The 14,869-nt window shown below is 73.9% G+C and carries 15 protein-coding genes; 7 read left to right on the top strand and 8 right to left on the bottom strand.

The genetic code is table 11. The features are described 5' to 3' along the window. Window positions 1–7: 7 nt before the first annotated feature. The 6 genes from IE295_RS04730 to IE295_RS04705 all read right to left on the bottom strand — a co-directional run bounded on the left by IE295_RS04730 (window position 8) and on the right by IE295_RS04705 (window position 4,985). Window positions 8–661: a response regulator transcription factor gene (locus IE295_RS04730; RefSeq protein WP_190062119.1), complete on the bottom strand. Its 654-nt coding sequence runs from the start codon at window positions 659–661 to the stop codon at window positions 8–10. 36 nt (window positions 662–697) lie between these two features. Continuing rightward, window positions 698–2,398, bottom strand: a complete 1,701-nt coding sequence (locus IE295_RS04725) for a sensor histidine kinase (protein ID WP_190062118.1) — start codon at window positions 2,396–2,398, stop codon at window positions 698–700. A gap of 92 nt (window positions 2,399–2,490) precedes the next feature. After that, the gene (locus IE295_RS04720) at window positions 2,491–2,916 is read right to left on the bottom strand and encodes a large conductance mechanosensitive channel protein MscL (RefSeq protein ID WP_190062407.1); all 426 of its coding nucleotides are present in this window, start codon (window positions 2,914–2,916) and stop codon (window positions 2,491–2,493) included. Window positions 2,917–2,988: 72 nt separating this feature from the next. Further along, window positions 2,989–3,258, bottom strand: a complete 270-nt coding sequence (locus tag IE295_RS04715; protein ID WP_190062117.1) for a DUF1876 domain-containing protein — start codon at window positions 3,256–3,258, stop codon at window positions 2,989–2,991. 103 nt (window positions 3,259–3,361) lie between these two features. Further along, entirely contained in the window at window positions 3,362–4,096 is a 735-nt protein-coding gene (locus tag IE295_RS04710; RefSeq protein ID WP_190062116.1) for a Mut7-C RNAse domain-containing protein, read from the bottom strand. Continuing rightward, window positions 4,059–4,985, bottom strand: a complete 927-nt coding sequence (locus IE295_RS04705; protein ID WP_190062115.1) for an AraC family transcriptional regulator — start codon at window positions 4,983–4,985, stop codon at window positions 4,059–4,061. Before IE295_RS04705 ends, IE295_RS04710 begins: the two co-directional genes overlap by 38 nt. 120 nt (window positions 4,986–5,105) lie before the next feature. Here IE295_RS04705 and IE295_RS04700 point away from each other — a divergent pair, with 120 nt between their 5' ends. The 6 genes from IE295_RS04700 to IE295_RS04675 all read left to right on the top strand — a co-directional run bounded on the left by IE295_RS04700 (window position 5,106) and on the right by IE295_RS04675 (window position 11,616). Further along, the gene (locus IE295_RS04700; RefSeq protein ID WP_190062114.1) at window positions 5,106–6,029 is read left to right on the top strand and encodes an MBL fold metallo-hydrolase; all 924 of its coding nucleotides are present in this window, start codon (window positions 5,106–5,108) and stop codon (window positions 6,027–6,029) included. A 176-nt stretch (window positions 6,030–6,205) separates the two neighbouring features. After that, window positions 6,206–6,499 (top strand): acyl carrier protein, encoded by a 294-nt coding sequence (locus IE295_RS04695; protein WP_190062113.1) that lies wholly within the window; start codon window positions 6,206–6,208, stop codon window positions 6,497–6,499. Continuing rightward, entirely contained in the window at window positions 6,496–7,719 is a 1,224-nt protein-coding gene (locus tag IE295_RS04690) for a beta-ketoacyl-[acyl-carrier-protein] synthase family protein (protein WP_190062112.1), read from the top strand. Before IE295_RS04695 ends, IE295_RS04690 begins: the two co-directional genes overlap by 4 nt. Then, window positions 7,716–9,998 (top strand): MMPL family transporter, encoded by a 2,283-nt coding sequence (locus tag IE295_RS04685; RefSeq protein WP_190062111.1) that lies wholly within the window; start codon window positions 7,716–7,718, stop codon window positions 9,996–9,998. The genes IE295_RS04690 and IE295_RS04685 overlap by 4 nt, the downstream gene beginning before the upstream one ends. Window positions 9,999–10,120: 122 nt before the next feature. Beyond that, window positions 10,121–10,723, top strand: a complete 603-nt coding sequence (locus tag IE295_RS04680) for a hypothetical protein (protein ID WP_190062110.1) — start codon at window positions 10,121–10,123, stop codon at window positions 10,721–10,723. A 17-nt stretch (window positions 10,724–10,740) separates the two neighbouring features. Further along, entirely contained in the window at window positions 10,741–11,616 is an 876-nt protein-coding gene (locus tag IE295_RS04675) for a hypothetical protein (protein ID WP_190062109.1), read from the top strand. A 58-nt stretch (window positions 11,617–11,674) separates the two neighbouring features. Here the strand turns inward: IE295_RS04675 and IE295_RS04670 are convergent, their stop codons facing one another. Next, a complete protein-coding gene (locus tag IE295_RS04670; RefSeq protein WP_190062108.1) occupies window positions 11,675–12,730 on the bottom strand; it encodes an NAD(P)-dependent alcohol dehydrogenase in 1,056 nt (351 codons plus the stop codon). A 117-nt stretch (window positions 12,731–12,847) separates the two neighbouring features. Here IE295_RS04670 and IE295_RS04665 point away from each other — a divergent pair, with 117 nt between their 5' ends. Next, a complete protein-coding gene (locus IE295_RS04665) occupies window positions 12,848–13,729 on the top strand; it encodes a helix-turn-helix transcriptional regulator (protein ID WP_190062107.1) in 882 nt (293 codons plus the stop codon). 101 nt (window positions 13,730–13,830) lie between these two features. Here IE295_RS04665 and IE295_RS04660 read toward each other — a convergent pair whose 3' ends face one another. Further along, entirely contained in the window at window positions 13,831–14,733 is a 903-nt protein-coding gene (locus tag IE295_RS04660) for a S1 family peptidase (RefSeq protein WP_224323377.1), read from the bottom strand. Window positions 14,734–14,869: the final 136 nt, after the last annotated feature.

The following is a 14,869-nucleotide window of genomic DNA, read 5'->3' as shown; positions in this document are numbered from 1 at the left end:
GGCGGCCTCACGCCCCCAGTCCCGCGTCCCGCGCCAGCAAGGCGGCCTGCACGCGGTTGTCGCAGGCGAGCTTGGCGAGGATCCGACTCACATAGGTCTTCACCGTGGCCTCGCTCATGTGGAGGCGCCGGCCCGCGTCGGCGTTGGAGAGCCCCTCGCCCAGCAGGGCCAGCACCTCGCGTTCGCGGTCGCCGAGCACGGCCACCCGCTGCCGGGCCTCCTCGGCCCGGGTGGCGGCGGCCCCACCGGCCAGCGAGTCGACCACGTGGCGGGTGGCGGCGGGCGAGAGATAGGCGTCGCCCGCCGCTGCCGCCCGGACCGCCCCGATCAGCTCGCCGGGGGCGGAGTCCTTGAGCAGGAAGCCCGCTCCGCCCTGCTGCAGGGCCCGCAGGACGTTGTCGCGCTCGCCGAACGTGGTCAGGATCAGCGCCCGCGTGCCCGGCACCGTGCGGCCGAGCTCGCCGAGCGCCGTGAGGCCGTCCATGACCGGCATCCGGATGTCGAGCAGCGCCACGTCCGCCCGGTGCCGCCGGGCCAGCTCGACCGCCTCGCGTCCGTTCGCCGCCTCGGCCACCACCTCGATGTCGTCGGCCGAGGTGAGGATCATTTTGATGCCCGCCCTGATGAGTGGCTCGTCGTCGGCGATGAGGACACGGATCACCTGCTGTACTCCTGCTCGGGGTCGCTGTGCGGCGCGCTAGCTCTTGACGTGGAACTCGCGCTTCTCGGACAGTTTCCCGTCCTTGAAGCAGAAGCGGTAAACCGTGTCCGTCATCAGCCCCCGTGAGGTGTCGGTCGACAGCAGGGAGAGGCAGCTCGTGCCGGCCGGATCGGCGGGCAGCTTGTCCTTGAGGTCGGAGGTGAGGAAGGACTTGCCGGGGGGCAGCTTCTCGCGCACCTGCCGCTCGGGCTCGCCGACCTTGACCGACTCGTAGACACTCGGGTCGATCATGGCCTTGTCGGCCTCGTCGATTATCGCCCCTATCCCGAAGACGGCCGCCACGGCCAGCAACCCCAGAATCACCAGGCCGACGACGACGCTGATCAGGCAGCCGTTGCTCTTCTTCGTACTCATGATGCCCTTGAACTCCTCGCGCGGATCCAGCCGGTCGATGACCGGTCCACCGTCGCCGGGAGCCACGTCTTCCATCTGCTGCCGAAAGTCGTCGGCCGCATCGACGAACGTCGCCGTCTCGCGGGCCTCCCGCGCCTCGGCGGAGTCGTACGGCAGCACGCCGGCGAGCCGGAAGCCGCCGTCCTCGGCGGCCCCGGCGAACACCATGCCGCCCACCAGCCGGGCCCGCTCCCGCAGCCCGGTCAGGCCCTGGCCGCCGCTGACCGCGTCCGGCGGCGCCGCCGCCCGGTCCGCGCCCGGGGGGACCGGGCCGTTGGCGACCTCCACGACGAGCGAATCGGGTTCGTAGCGCAGGTTGACCGCGATGGCCGCGCCCGGGGCGTGCTTGGCGGCGTTGGTCAGCCCCTCCTGCACGATGCGGTATCCCGTGTGGTCGGCGGCGGGGGCCAGGGGCCGGATCCCGCCCGAGCGGTCGACGCTCACCCGCATGCCCGCCGCCGCGGCCGCCTCGACCAGCTCCTCGATCCCGGCCACCACCCGGGAGACGGGCTGCTCCTCCTCCGGAATGCCGTCCTTGAGGATGCCGACGACCTCGCGCAGCTCCTGCATTGCGGCCACCGAGGCCTCCCGCAGCACGCCGACCGCCTCCCGCTGACGCCCGGTCAGCTCCCGGTCCACCTCCAGCGCGCCGGTCTGCACGGCGATCAGGGCGAGCTGATGGCCCAGGCTGTCGTGCATGTCCTGCGCGATGCGCTGCCGCTCGCGCATCCGGGCCTGGCCGGCAACCATCTCGCGCTCGCGCAGCAGCTGGACGTTGCGCAGCTGCAGCGTGCGCAACAGGGTGCGGCGCTGGGTCCAGTAGCGATTCGCCAGGCCGGGGACCACCGCGAACATCAGGAACAGGGCGGTGCCGAAGACCAGCACGAAGACCGCCTGGTCCGGCGCCTTCCACAGGGCGAACGACTCGAAGAGCACGAAGGAGACGGTGAAGGCCAGCAGCGCCTGCAGCACACCGGGGATGCGGCGCCCGGCGGACCAAGCGGCCACGCCCAGCAGGAGCAGGCCTCCGGACGCCGACAGCGAGCCGAGCGCGCCCGCCGCGATCAGCACGCTCGCGGGCAGCACCCGCCGGAGCAGGGACAGCACGGCGACCAGCAGGCCGACTCCGATCGCCCACGGCAGGCCGGAGCCGAGCTCCGACAAGCTCGAGAGCAGCCCGAGCACGAGCGCGAGCGTGCTCTCCCCGACCAACCGCCGCCGGGACCACTGCCCGGGGTCGGTCAGGCGTTGCCACAGGTCACGGGCCCACGATGTCACGTTCACACCGAAACCCTAGGCAGTGCCGCCGCCCCACACACTCATCGAAGGTCGCGGCGTGGCCCTACGAAAGTCGCGGCCTGCCGAAAGACGCGGCCCTACGAAAGCCGCTCGTCCGCGCCGCAGTACCGGCATCTGCGGGCGGCCGCGGGCAGGTCCTCGCTCAGGCAGTCCGGGCACACCCTGAGCGGCCCCGGGTCGGCGAAGACGACCACGCCCCGGCGCGCCTGGACGTGCTTGTACGGCACGACGATGAAGAAATAGACGACGGCCATGAAAATGAGGAAATAGATGACCGCGGAAATGAACGCGCCCAGGTCGAGATAGGTGGCCTGGTTTCCCGCCCGGCCGAGCTGCCAGCCCATCCCCATGGAACGCCCGCCCTGAAGGCTCGCGATGATGGGATTGATGACGGCATCGGTGAACGCCTTGATCAGCGTGGAAAGAGCCAGCGCGATGACCAGGCCCACTGCCACGGCGACGATGTCACCGCGCATCACGAAATTCTTGAATCCCTTGAGCACGCGCAGCACGCTACCTCCGCACCGCCCCATTTCCGCGGTGCGGCGCGAGGGCGCACGAAACCCGGGCGCCGGTCACATCGCCGGATGGGCCTCGACGTGGGTGACCTCCTCGATGTCGTGCCCGGCCTTCGCCAGCAGGTCCCGGGAGAGCTGGTTGAGCGCTCTCGCCGCGGCGACCTCCTCGCCGACCTTCAGCTGCTCGGGGTCGTCGGGGTGCCGCGTGGCGTGAGCTTTGGCTCTGAGCTCGGTGCCGTCGGGAAGCCTGAGCATGACGGCCGCGCGAGTGCGCTTGTCGGCTTCCTCGAATTCGACCTCGACGTGCCATCCAACGATCGTCTGCATCGCGTCCACCTCCTGCGGTACGTATCCAGCGTGCACCCGGAAGGCGGAATGCGACACCGGACGGGCCTCTCGGCCCGTCCGGCGGTCACACGACGCACAATGCTCAGGCTGCGGCCGGGCCGAATTCCCGCACCGCGTTCTCGACGATCGTCTGGAGCTTCTCGTGGTGCGCGCCGCGCCAGTACACCCGGCCGCACGCGAGGCACTGGGCGAAGACGTCGTACGTGCGCCGCGTGCCGTGCTCGAGATGCTCGCGGACCGCTTCCTTGTCGGCGTCCTGCAGCAGGCCGTTGCAGGCGGTGCAGCGCGTCCACGGGGCCAGGGCCGGCGCGAAGCGGCCGAGGACGTCGCGCAGCTGCTCGTCGGGGCGGTCGCTGTAGACGTACGCGCCCGCCCAGAGCTCCCGGCGCCGCAGCAGCCCCCGGTCCCGGGAGAGCATCACCCGCTGCTCAGCCGCCGAGAGGGCGGCCAGCGCCGGGTCGCCGATGTCCTCGCTCTCGTACTGCGCGTCGACGCCCAGCAGTCGCAGCCGCCGGGCGAGCGTGCCCAGGTGCACGTCGAGCAGGAACCGCAGCGGGGCTCCGGGCACCTCCTGGGGGCGGGTGACGGCCTCGACCTCCACGGACTCGCCCGGGCCCGGGACGTGGGACGGCGCCACCCGGCTCCCGTCGACGAGCAGCCGGCCGACCTCGGTGAGAGGGACGCCGAGGGACTCGACCACGTGCCCGAGCGTGGAGACGCCGTCGGTGGTCACGGGCGCACCCGGCCGACGGCGGTCGGCGGGAAGGAAAAGCTGCAGCTCAGGGGCGAAGCTGAAGGGAATCTGGGGACCGTTCACGCAGCACAGCATGCCACTGCCCGGCGGCGGGACGCCCGGGGTTTTCGGGGCGGTGGTCCTGCCGGTAGCGGCCCGCGGGGACTCCGTACGCGCGTTTGAAGGCGTGCGCGAAGGCGAACTGCGAGGTGTAGCCGATGCGCTGGGCGACCGCCGCCAGCGGGATGTCGGACTCGCGCAGCAGCCGGGCCGCCAGGGTCAGCCGCCACCAGGTGAGGTACGTCAGCGGGGGCCGGCCCGCCAGCGCGCCGAAGCGCCGGGCGAACGCGGCGCGCGACAGGCCCGCCCGGTCGGCGAGCGAGGCGACGGTCCACGGCTTCGACGGGTCGTCATGGAGCGCGCGCAGCGCGGCGCCCACGGACGGGTCGGCCAGGGCCAGGCACCAGCCCGTGACGGCATCCGGCCGGGCGGCCCGCTCCTCGTACCACGCGCGCAGCAGGTGGACGAGCAGCAGTTCCAGGAGTGCGGGCAGCGTCGCGTCCGCGCCCCGGCCAGGGGCGCGCAGTTCCTCGCCGAGGAGGGTGACGACGGCGTGCAGGGAGGCGTACCTCCCGGGGTGGGCGGCGAGCCGGATGACCTCGGGGAAGTCTCCGAGCAGGGGGTGGGCCCGGGCCCGGTCGATCTCGTAGCCGCCGCACAGCAGCGCGGCCGGCGCCCCGGCGTCGTCGGCGAGGGTGTGGGCCGTGCCGTGCGGCAGCAGGACGGCGTCCCCCGCCACGAGGACCGTGTCCTCCCCGTGCACCCGCAGGCGGCAGGAGCCCCGCAGCACGACGTGGAAGCCGATCCCGGCGAACGCCGCCAGGTCCACCCGCCACGGCCCGTCCCGTTCGGTCAGCGCGGAGCGGGGCCGGCCGGTGCGCAGGGCCGCCATCGTGTCACTGAGCACATCCATGGGGGCGAGTATGCGCACCGGGCCGCGGCGGGCCGGCACCGCCCCTGGCGAGACGATCGCGTATACGCGGGGCACGGACAAGCATTGGCCGTCTCGTCGGGGCGCCATAGCGTCGGGGACATGCAGACGATCACTTTGGGCGCGGTCGACATCACCCGCGTCGTCGAATGGCACGCGCCGTTCGTGCCCGCTCCCGTGATGTTCCCCGACGCCGACCCCCGGATGTGGCGGGACAACGCCTCCTGGCTGGCCCCCGACTTCTGGGACCCGCGCACGGACCAGGTCATCGGCAACGCGCAGACGTGGGTGCTGCGCAGCGAGGGCCGGACGATCCTGGTGGACACCGGCCTGGGCAACGACAAGGACAGGCCGGGCACTCCCCCGTGGTCCGGCCTGCGGACGGACTTCCTCGACCGGCTGCTCGCCGCGGGTGTCCGCCCCGAGGACGTGGACGTCGTGGTGAACACCCACCTGCACGCCGACCACGTGGGCTGGAACACCCGGCTGGTCGACGGCGAGTGGGTGCCCACCTTCCCCAACGCCACCTATGTGATCGCGAGGGCCGACTTCGACTACTGGAACCCCGCCAACGGCCACCCCAAGCGCGGTGCGCTCGCCGGCGCCGACGCCGAGGGGGACCACCGGCTCGTGTTCGAGGACAGCGTGGCCCCGGTGCACCGGGCCGGCAGGACGGTGCTGTGGGAGGGCGGGTACCGCATCGACGGGCAGCTGAGCCTGGAGCCCGCGCCCGGGCACACCCCGGGGTCGTGCGTGCTGCGGCTGGAGTCCGGCTCGGAGCGGGCCCTGTTCATCGGCGACCTGGTGCACAGCCCGCTGCAGATCGTGGAGCCGGACTGCGACACCTGCCTGAGCGAGGACCAGGCGCAGGCCACCCGGTCCCGCCGGCGGATCCTGGAGCGGGCCGCCGACACGAAGGCGCTGGTCTTCCCGGCGCACCTGGCGGGCCACGGGGCCGCCGAAGTGCGCCGTGAGGGCGGGAAATTCGCGATATCCGGCTGGGCGCCGTTCGAGCGGACCGGCTGAGGCGCGGCCCTCGGCAGTACGGGTGACGCGGCCGGTGGCGGCGAGCGTGTCGGCCCGGCCCCGGGCGGGGGGCGGAGGAGGCTGCGACGAAGGAAAAACCGGAAAAGCACGCTATGGCATGAGACGAGCTGTATGCCTGGCGTCCGGTGTCCGGCCCCGATCGAGGAGAACGGTCGATGGAACCCGTATACGACCTGATGACCCGTCTGCTCTCGGAATACTTCGGTGTTCCCGAGGAGCAGCTCACCCCGGACGCGACCTTCGAGCAGCTCGACATCGACTCCCTCGCCCAGGTCGAGATGGTCACCCTGCTCGAGGACCGTCTGAAGGTGACCCTGGACGAGAACCCGGCGGGCGCCACGCTCGGCGAGACCGCCGCCCGCATCGAACGGCTGATCGGGGCGGGCGCCATCGGCGCGCAGCCGCAGGGCCCGGCCGATGCCGTGGCCCCGGCCGGGCCGGCGCGGTGAGCGAACGCGAGGTCGCCGTCACCGGCATCGGCATGGTGACGCCGGCCGGCATCGGACGGGAGGCGACCTGGGACGGCCTGTGCGCCGGCGTGGGCCTCGGCGCGTTCGACGAGGAGCTGGCCGGACTGCCGGTCGACTTCTCGTGCCGGGTGCCCGGCTTCGACGGCAACGCGCTGCTGGGCCGGCGGATCACCTGGCGCAACGACCGCTTCATCCACCTGGCGATGGTCGCCGCGCGCGAGGCGGTGGCCGACGCCGCGCTGGACACCGCCGCCTGGGACGCGCCCCGCGTCGCGATCGTCATCGGCAGCGCCAGCAACGGCGGCGACCGCTGGCCGCAGGAGTACCGCCATCTGGACGAGGGCCGGGTGAGCGCCATCTCGCCCACCGCCCTGCTGCGTTCGCTGCCCAACATGGTCGCCGGAGAGGTGTCCACGGACCTGGGCGTCCTGGGACCGTGCCTGACCACCTCCACCGCCTGCGCCTCGGGCGCCACCGCCATCGGCACCGCCCGCGACCTGGTGCGCTCGGGGGCGTGCGACATCGCCATCGCCGGCGGCACCGACTGCGCCCGCGTCCCGATGGGCTCGGCCGCCTTCCACCGGATGCAGGCGCTGTCGCAGCGCTGCCACGACCCGGCCGGCGCGTCCCGGCCGTTCGACGCGGACCGGGACGGGTTCGTGCTGAGCGAGGGCGCGGCCATGCTCATCCTCGAACGCCCGCTGCACGCCCGGGCCCGCGGCGCCCGCGTGCGCGGCTACCTCTCCGGCTACGGCGCCTCCAGCGACGGCTACCACGCCACCCGCCCGGATCCCGACGGCGCGGGCGCGCGGCGGGCCCTGGAGGCGGCGCTGGCGGACGCCCGCGCCGAGCTCGACGAGGTGCACCACGTCAACGCGCACGGCACCTCCACCCCCCTCAACGACGCCGTCGAGGCCGCCATGCTCACCAGCGTGTTCCGCACCCCGCCGCCGGTCACCTCGCTCAAGGGCGTCATCGGTCACTCCCTCGGGGCGGCCGGCGCGGTCGACGCCGCGTGCACGGTGCTCTCCCTGGAGCGGCAGCTCATCCCGCCCACCGCCAACCTCGACCGCCTCGACGACGGGGTGGACCTGGACGTGGTGACGAAGAAGCCGAGGCCGCAGCGCATGCTGGGCGCGCTCAGCAACGCCTTCGGGTTCGGCGGGCAGAACGCCGTGCTCTTCTTCCGGGCCGCGTGAGCCCTCCGCGCGACCCCGGCCCCGCGACCTTGGCCCCGGCCTCCCCCGGGGCCGGGGCCGACGCCGTGCCCACGGCGGGCGCGCCGGGCCGCGACGCCGTCCGGCGGCGCGCGGCCTGGCTGGTCCCCGCGCTCGCCGCCGTGCTGACCGCCCTGCTCGCGGTGGCGGGCGCCGGCACGGCCGGCCGCCTCGCCAACGGCGGCTACACCGCCACCGGCACCGAGTCGGCGCGGGCCAACACCCTGCTGGCCGACCGCTTCGGCGCCGGGAACCCCGACATCGTGCTGCTGGCCCGCGCCGAGGGCGGCGTGGACACGGCCGGGGCGCTGGAGGCGGGCCGCGACCTCACCGCGCGGCTGGCCCGCGCCCCCGGTGTGGCGAGCGTCCGCTCGTACTGGCCGGGCGGCGACGCGTCCCTGCGCGCGGCCGACGGCGCCGCCGCGCTCGTCACCGCCGACCTCGCGGGCGCCGACCGCGACGCGGCGCGCACCGCCGAGACCCTCGTCCCCCGGCTCACCGGCCGCCACGGCGCCCTGGACGTCTCCGCCGCCGGGGTCGCCTGGGGCAGCGTGGAGGCCAGGGAGCAGAGCCAGCGGGACCTGTTGCGGGCCGAGCTGGTCGCCGCGCCCGTCACCCTGCTGCTCCTGGTGCTCGCCCTGCGGTCGCTGGTGGCCGCCCTCGTGCCGCTGGTCATCGGGGTGGTCTCCGTCGTCGGCACGATGGCCCTGCTGCGGCTGCTCACCTACGCCATGCCGGTGTCCGTCTTCGCCATGAACCTCACCAGCGCCCTGGGCTTCGGACTCGCGGTGGACTACGGGCTCTTCCTCGTCACCCGCTACCGCGAGGAGCTGCGCGCCGGGCACCCCGTCGAGCTCGCCGTGCGCAACACCGCGCACCGGGCGGGACGCACCGTCGCCGTCTCCGCCTGCGCGGTCGCCCTGTCGATGTCGGCGCTGCTGGTGCTGCCGCTGCCGTTCCTGCGGTCGATGGCCTGCGCCGGGATGGCGGTGGCGGTGTTCTCGGCGGCCACGGCCACCGTGCTCGTACCCCCCGTCCTCACGCTCCTCGGCACCCGCGTCGACCGCTGCGACCCGCTCGCCCTGGTGCGCCCGGGACGCGTGACGGAACCGCCGCGGCCGGACAGCCCCACCTGGCGGGCCGTCGCCCGCACCGTCACCCGGCGGCCCCTGTCCTACGGCACCGGATGCGCGCTCGTCCTGCTGCTGCTCGCCGCGCCGTTCGCGCACGTCCGGTTCGGCCTGCCGGACGAGCGCGTGCTGCCCTCGCACACCGAGGCGCACCGGACCTCCGACGAGATCAGGGCGCGTTTCGCGTCCTCGGCCGACCGGACGGTGACGGTCGTGCTGCCCCGCGCGGATCCGGTACGGGACGCCGAGGCCCTGCGGGCGTACGCGCGCACGGCGGCCGCCCTGCCGTCGGCCGGCCGGGCCCGGTGGGCGGCCACCGCCCAGGCAGCCCCCGGCGACACCGCCCCCGCCACGCCCGCCGCGGGGCCGCCGCGGGGGGCCGTCCTGCTGCTGAGCGGCCCGCGACAGGCCCAGTCCACGGCCGGCGAGGAGCTGGTGCGCGCGCTGCGGGCGCTGCCCGCGCCCGGCGGCGGGCAGCTGGTCACGGGGCGCTCCGCCCTGCTGACCGACACCCGGGAGGCGGTGCGGGAGCGGCTGCCGCTCGCCGCTGCCATCGCGGCGATCGCGACGTGGGCCATGCTGTTCCTGCTCACGGGGAGCGTGCTGCTGCCGGTGAAGGCCCTGGTCATCGGGGCGCTCAGCCTCGGTACGAGCTTCGGGGCGATGGTGTTCGTCTTCCAGGACGGGCATCTGCGCGCGGCTCTCGGCGGGTTCACGGCGACCGGGACGCTGGACATCTCGATGCCGCTGCTGATGTTCGCCATCGCGTTCGGGCTGGCGATCGACTACGAGATCTTCCTGCTGTCGCGGGTGAGGGAGCGCTACCTCCTGACGGGCGACAACCGCCGGTCGGTGGTGGAGGGCGTGGCCCGCACGGGCCGGCTGGTGACCACCGGCGCGCTCGCCGTGGCCGTGGTCACGGGCGCGCTGGCCACGTCGGGGGTCACCTCGCTCAAGCTGCTGGGTACCGGGCTCGCGACCGCCGTGCTGGTGGACGCGGTGCTCGTCAGGGGCGTGCTCGTCCCGGCGTACCTGACCGTCGCGGGACGGCTCAACTGGTGGGTGCCCGCCCGGCTGGGCCGGCTGCACGCGCGCGTGGCCGGGCGGCTGGGTCTGGCCGACGGGCACTGAGGCCGCGGCACCCGCGCCGGGAACGGGTGAATTGTCCCCGGCGTCGCGCGCCTGCCGCGCGGGTGCGGCCGGCCGTGGTTACCGTCTGCAGGGTGGATCAGGAATGGTGCAGGGCGCGCCCCGTGAGACGAGGTCTCCTGCTGGCCCTGAGCACGGCCGCCGCCACCGCTCTGACGCTCGCGGGCTGTTCCTCCGACGACGGCGAGGACCAGCCGGGTCCGGGCGGGGGCACCGGCAAGAAGCAGCAGGGCGGCTTCGGCTCGGCCGGCAAGCCCTCCGCGAACTTCTCCGGCACCTGGCCGAAGGGCAAGGTGGCCGTCACCGTGCCCGAGGGGAAGGGTGACGGTCAGCCGCAGCCTTCCGAGACCTACAAGACCGAGGTGGCGTTCGAGGACAAGACGCCCGGCGAGGGGCGCTGGACGACCCGGCCGAAGCCGCAGACCGTCACCCTGGCGACCGGCAAGACCACCGAGATCGACTGGGAGTTCCCCCCGGACGAGGGCAAGCCGGCCGTCGCCGCCCACACCGTGTGCGCCACCCTGTCCGGCTATCCCGAGGACCTGTGCGGCAGCGTTCCGACGGCCGGCCGCAAGAGCCCCGGCGGCCCGGCCTCCCCGCCGGGCGGGGGCGGCACCCCCGCGACGCCCGGCGCGCCACCGGCCACCCCCGAGGCCCCGCCCGACGTGGACACGCCCGTCGAGCCCGGTGAGCCCGGCGAGCCGTAGGAGGGTCGAGGGACGCGGTGGAGGAACAGGAGCAGACCCCGGACCGGCCGCCGTGGGGCGCGTGGTTCAAGACGATCGCCGGGTTCATCGCGCCCACCACCCTGGTGACGGGCCTGCTCCTGTACTTCGGCTTCGCCTACGTCGACGCCCGCTACCAGTACTTCGGCGTCGACGCCGCCACGCTGGACCTCTCCACGCAGGACTACCTGCTGCGCAGCGCGGGCCCCCTGTTCATGCCGGTCGGCACGGCCCTGGTGGTCGGCCTGCTCGGCGCCCTGGGCTACACCGCGGTGTCGGTGGTCAGCGCGTCGCGGCCCCGCCTGGTGCCCCTCCTCGCGTGGTTGTCGCTGGGGCTCGTGGGGTGCGGTGCGGTGCTGTTCGTCGTCGGTGTGCTCGCCGGCTACGAGGTCTGGCACGCCGGGGTGCTCGACACCCCGCTGATCCTGTGTTCCGGCCTGCTGCTGGTGCTGTACGGGCGACTGCTGTACCTGAGGGCCACCGGGCGCACGGGGTACGGCAGGCGGGAGCTGATCGCCCTGGCGTTCGTCGCGGCGCTGATCTCGCTGTGCCTGTTCTGGACGGTGCAGGCCTACGCCCAGCTGCAGGGCCGCGCCGACGCGCGCTACCTCGCCCGCAACCTCGGACTGCGGCCGGAGATCGTCCTCGACACGACCGAGCGCCTGCACTTCACGGGCTCCGGAGTGCGCGAGGAGGTGCTGCCGTCGGTCAAGGGCATCCCGCAACGCTTCCGGTACCGCTACCACGGCCTGCGCCTGCTCGCCCAGGTCGACAACCGGATGTTCGTCATCCCGCAGGACTGGGACAGGAACCGGGGCGACGTACTGATCGTCCCGGCGGACGCCAACGCCCGGGTCGCCTTCCGCCCCGGGTGACGCGAGCACGGGCGGCAGGAGGCCGTACCGCCTCCTGCCGCCCGTACCGCCGGGGACCTCAGATGGTCGCGGCGTCGATGACGAAGCGGTAGCGCACGTCGCTGGCCAGCACGCGCTCGTAGGCCTCGTTGATCCGCTCGGCCTCGATCAGCTCGATCTCGGCGGCGATGCCGTGCCCGGCGCAGAAGTCCAGCATCTCCTGGGTCTCCGGAATGCCGCCGATCATGGAGCCGGCGAACGCCTTGCGCTGCGTGATCAGGGAGAAGGGGGCGACGGACAGCGGGTGCTCCGGGGCGCCGAGCTGGACGAAGGTGCCGTCGGTGCGCAGGAGGCCGAAGTAGGCGTTCAGGTCCAGGTCGGCGGAGACCGTGTTCAGGATCAGGTCGAAGGTGCCCGCGAGCTCTTCGAAGGTGGCCGGGTCGGACGTGGCGCGGTAGTGGTCCGCGCCCAGCTTCAGGCCGTCGTCCTTCTTGCGCAGGGACTGGCTGAGGACGGTCACCTCGGCGCCCATGGCGTGGGCGATCTTCACGGCCATGTGGCCGAGGCCGCCCAGGCCCACCACGGCGACCTTCTTGCCCGGGCCCGCCTGCCAGTGGACGAGCGGCGAGTAGACGGTGATGCCGGCGCACAGCAGCGGGGCCGCGGCGTCCAGCGCGATGCCCTCGGGGATGCGCAGCGCGTAGTTCTCGTCGACGACGAGACGCGTGGCGTAGCCGCCCTGGGTGACCTGTCCGTCGCGGCCGATGGCGCCGTAGGTGCCGACCGAGCCGAGCTCGCCCGTGCAGTACTGCTGGAGGCCGGCCCGGCAGTTCTCGCATGCGCGGCAGGAATCGACGAAGCAGCCGACGCCGACCCGGTCGCCGGGGCGGTGGCGGGTGACGCCGGGGCCGACCTCGGCGACCACTCCGGCGATCTCGTGACCGGGGACGAGCGGGAAGTGCCCGCCCTCGCCCCACTCGCCGCGGACGGTGTGGATGTCGGAGTGGCAGATCCCGGCGAACTTGATGTCGATCAGGATGTCGTGCTCGCCCAGCTCGCGGCGGACGATGGTGGTGCGCTCCAGCGGAGCCTTCGGCGAGGGTGCCGCGTACGCGTGGACAGTGTTCTGGGTCATGACCCCGAGCATGCGTCTGACCTGCGGGCTTAGCCAGAACTCAGCTGTGCCTACGCTGGCGGTTCCTACTACTGGCAGGGCCACCCTCCGGCGGGAGGGGCCCCGCATACTGTGGTCATGGACCAGCGCACCGAACTGAGCGAATTCCTCCGCTCCCGCCGCGCCCGGCTGCGGCCCGAGGACGTGGGCCTGGCGGTGCACGGCGGGCGGCGCCGGGTGCCGGGGCTGCGGCGTGAGGAGCTGGCGCTGCTGGCCGGTGTGAGCGTCGCCTACTACACGCGCCTCGAGCAGGGCCGGGGGCAGAACGTCTCCGCGTCCGTCATCGACGCGATCGCCACGGCGCTGCGGCTGGACCGGGCCGAACGCAATCACCTGACGCACCTGGTCCGGCCGGCGACGGCGGGCCGGCCACGGACCGGCGCCGTCCGGCCGCAGCGGGTGCGCCCGGCGGTGCAGCACCTGATCGACTCGATGGAGGGGGTTCCGGCGTACGTCCTGGGGCGGCGGCTGGACATCATCGCCTGGAACCGGCTGGCCTCCGCGCTGCTCGGCGACTTCTCCGCGCTGCCGCCGGGGCAGTGCAACCTGGCCCGGATGATCTTCCTGGATCCCGCCGCCCGCGAGCTGTACGTGGAGTGGGAGGGCAAGGCGGCCGACCTCGTCGCCCTGCTGCGCCTCGACGCCGGCTGCTACCCCGACGACCCCAGGCTGGCCGCGCTCGTCGGTGAACTGTCCGTCAAGAGCGCGGACTTCCGCGCCCTGTGGGCGGCCCACAACGTCCGGGACAAGGGCTTCGGCGTGAAGCGCCTGCACCATCCGGTGGCGGGTCCGCTGACGCTGGCGTACGAGACCCTGGTGCTGCCCGCCGACCCGGACCAGCAGCTGGTCACGTACCACGCCGAGCCCGGCTCGTCGTCCGCCGACGCCCTGCGCCTGCTGGCGTCCTGGACCGCCGGCGAGGGCCGGGAGGCCTCGCCGTCGGCGCTGCCGGGCGCCTAGGGCCTGGCCGCTGCGGTCACGGCCGCCGGGTACGCCCCCCGCACGGCAACGACCCCCGGGCGGAGGCGATCGCCCGGGGGTCGTGCCGTGGGGGCCGGTGGTCAGGGCAGCTGGGCCCCGAGGGCGCTGAGGGCGGCGGGCACGGGCTGGAAGAAGGTCTCGCCGCCGGACGAGCAGTCGCCGCTGCCGCCGGACGTGAGGCCGAGCGCGGTCTCGCCGTCGAAGAGGGCGCCGCCGCTGTCGCCGGGCTCCGCGCAGACCGTGGTCCCGATCAGGCCTTTGACCTGTCCCTCCTGGTAGTTGACGGTGACGTCGAGAGCGGTGACCTCGCCGTCGTGGACCTGGGTGGTGCTGCCGCTGCGCGAGACGTGCTCGCCGACGGTCGCCTCGCCGGCCTTGCTGATCGTCTGCCGGCCGCCGTCGTAGAGGTCCACCGCGCTGGGGTGGTCCGTGGTGGCGGTGTACTTCACGAGGGCGTAGTCGTTGCCGGGGAAGGACGACTTCTCGGTCGTGCCGATGCGGGAGCCGCCCTGCGACCCGGACCAGGAGCCCGAGGCGTTGCCGCAGTGCCCGGCGGTGAGGAAGTACGGCTTGCCGTCCTTGGTGACGTTGAAGCCGAGCGAGCAGCGCACTCCGCTGCCCCAGATGGCGTCGCCGCCCGCGATGAGGGGCCGCAGCGCGCCGGCCGTCCGTTTGACGGTCGCCTTGTCGCCGAGGGGGGCGACGGCGTCGCGCACCTTCGCCAGCGCGGCGCCCCGGACCGTACGGTCGAGGGTGACGACGACCTTGCCGGCCTTGTGGTCGACGTACGTGGTGGTGCCGGGAACGGCGACTTCGGCGTCGAGCGCCCGCTGGGCCGCGGTGAGGGCGGCGGCCGTGGGCGGCACGGCCGGAGCGGCGCTCGCCGCGCCGGCGCTCTGCGTGGTGAGCGAGGTGGTGGCCAGGGCCACGGCGCCGGCGACGGCCAGGGCCGCCCGGAGCGTGGGTATGCGTGAGTGGTTCAACTCGCCGACCTCCTGTGAGGGGGGTGCGCCCGACGCCATCGGCTTCCGGGCACGGGAGGATTCATGCGGCACGGCCGCGACCGCACGTCGCGTCCATGTCAAGAGTTGCCGAACGAGTGTCCCGTCCGGACAAGGC

Origin of the sequence: Streptomyces griseocarneus, from assembly GCF_014655595.1 — a bacterium.
In the GTDB taxonomy this organism is placed as follows: Bacteria; Actinomycetota; Actinomycetes; order Streptomycetales; family Streptomycetaceae; genus Streptomyces; species Streptomyces griseocarneus.
The sequence above is the reverse complement of the archived record's forward strand: the minus strand, read 5'-3'. Positions and strand labels throughout refer to the sequence as shown.

Excerpts from the sequence above, each read along its gene's own strand:
- IE295_RS04715 (WP_190062117.1), bottom strand. The coding sequence starts at position 3,258 with ATGCAGACGATCGTTGGATGGCACGTCGAGGTCGAATTCGAGGAAGCC.
- IE295_RS04705 (WP_190062115.1), bottom strand. The coding sequence starts at position 4,985 with ATGGATGTGCTCAGTGACACGATGGCGGCCCTGCGCACCGGCCGGCCC.
- IE295_RS04700 (WP_190062114.1), top strand. The coding sequence starts at position 5,106 with ATGCAGACGATCACTTTGGGCGCGGTCGACATCACCCGCGTCGTCGAA.
- IE295_RS04695 (WP_190062113.1), top strand. The coding sequence starts at position 6,206 with ATGGAACCCGTATACGACCTGATGACCCGTCTGCTCTCGGAATACTTC.
- IE295_RS04670 (WP_190062108.1), bottom strand. The coding sequence starts at position 12,730 with ATGACCCAGAACACTGTCCACGCGTACGCGGCACCCTCGCCGAAGGCT.
- IE295_RS04665 (WP_190062107.1), top strand. The coding sequence starts at position 12,848 with ATGGACCAGCGCACCGAACTGAGCGAATTCCTCCGCTCCCGCCGCGCC.